Consider the following 1,792-nt stretch of genomic DNA (forward strand, 5'->3'; position numbering starts at 1 on the left):
CCAGCACTGGACAAGCTGTGAAATTTGCTGCTAATAACCAAGGCATCCAAACTGGTTCAGCAATAATCGCTCCCGGTTCGATACTGGCTCCCATGATTATTGTTAATGGTAGCTTGGGTGAACTCACAGACAGCAACCCTAACAATAATCCCACCGTTTACTTCCCATTCTTAGGTTCCAATAGCGATCGCGTTGACCATATTCGTCTGTTGGGTAATAACACCTGGGGATTTGAAGATTTAGCTGGTGGTGGAGATGGTGATTTTAATGATGTAATCGTCAAGATGAACTTGAGTCTGGCAAAATAGCGATCGCATAAGTGAACCGTTGTTTTATAGCAAACCAAAATTTTTCCCATCTTTTTAGATTCCTAATTCCCAGCTTCTTGGAATCTATTTGTTTTTGAACAAGCATAAGCTAGTGTTATTGGTTAGTTGCTATTACTGCGATTTTTATGAATTACAAAATTTAACACTTGCAAAATATTCCGTTACAATTCCTCAACTAGTTGACACTATTCTCAATTTTTTACCAATTAATAAGGTTTTCTGCTATTATGTAGTTTGTCAAAATCTTTGGCGACGTATATTAATTTTTTAGTTATTGAATTTTTTTAAAGTCTGAAAAGCTTACTAAATCGTAGAAATAATTTGGAACTTAATCTTTTTTAATAAATAAGCCTACGTCACAAGGTAAATTTTTGTATGCAAAATCAAGGTAAAATTTACTAAACTTAATATTTTAGGTTGACATTACGTCGTCTATGTGTTTACTGCGATAAGGTTAAATTCAGAATATTCTGGTTGGTTATTTTTAAGTTTTGTACTAGTATTTCAATAGCAAATTTTGATGATTAGAGGATTAAACCGCCAAGAAGCGGAGAGGGCTAAGAATGAGGGAAGGAAGAGATTTAATAGTTGTTTTCTCGAATACTTTTTGAATAGAGAATGTATCGCTTAATTAAAAATCAATCAATTAATAACCTTTTCGTAACCTTCTATGGGTATTTTTCTGGGAGAATCTTGAGTAATATAACTTTCTTTCCAAGTATATGTTCCCTGTTCTAGAGCAAACAGCTACTCATTTATCGAGTCTAAACACACTGACATCAGAAGAAATGATGCAAGTGCTGGCACAGTACCAAATGTTGCCACAACTGTTAAGAGAATTGGTGATAGATAGTGCGATCGCAGAAATAAGGTGTACGGAAGAAGAGGAAAAACTTGCGATTGAACAAATTGCTCAACAATACCAGTTTGATTCTGATGCTAAACGTCAAAATTGGTTGCAGCAAAATGGTTTAACTTCAGAGCAATTGGATGGAATTGCAATTCGGCAATTAAAGATAGAAAAGTTTAAAAAAACTGCTTGGAGTGGGGATTTAGAGGCATATTTTCACCAACGGAAGTCTCAACTCGACAGGGTTATTTATTCTTTGTTGCGTACAAATGATATGGCTTTGGCTCAAGAGTTGTATTTTCGTATTTCTGAGGGAGAACAATCTTTTGCTCGACTAGCACAGGAATATTCCCAAGGTGTAGAGGTGGAAACGGATGGTTTAGTTGGACCTGTGGAGTTACAATCAATCCATCCAGTTATGGCAAAAATTTTGTCTAGTGTTCAACCACAGCAGTTGCTTCCACCAACGCAAATTGGGGAGTGGGTAGTATTAATGCGTTTGGAAAAATTGCTGCCTGCGAAGTTAGATAGTTCTATGGTTCAGCGATTACTGAATGAACGTTTTAATGTTTGGTTACAAGCACAAATGCAAGAGCAAAATGGCAAGTTTTGA

General features: G+C 36.0%; 2 protein-coding genes. Both read left to right on the top strand.

The window, feature by feature from the left end:
* Positions 1-308, top strand: a 308-nt coding sequence (locus CK510_RS23690; protein ID WP_143289411.1) for a DUF4114 domain-containing protein, incomplete at its 5' end; no start/stop codon positions are given.
* A gap of 743 nt (positions 309-1,051) precedes the next feature.
* On the top strand, positions 1,052-1,792 hold the full coding sequence (locus tag CK510_RS23695; protein WP_095724019.1) for a peptidylprolyl isomerase: 741 nt from the start codon (positions 1,052-1,054) through the stop codon (positions 1,790-1,792).

Origin of the sequence: Brunnivagina elsteri CCALA 953 (assembly GCF_002289455.1) — a bacterium.
In the GTDB taxonomy this organism is placed as follows: domain Bacteria; phylum Cyanobacteriota; class Cyanobacteriia; order Cyanobacteriales; family Nostocaceae; genus Brunnivagina; species Brunnivagina elsteri.

Bases quoted from the DNA above. Each gene is read 5' to 3' on its own strand.
- CK510_RS23695 (WP_095724019.1), top strand. From the start codon at position 1,052: ATGTTCCCTGTTCTAGAGCAAACAGCTACTCATTTATCGAGTCTAAAC.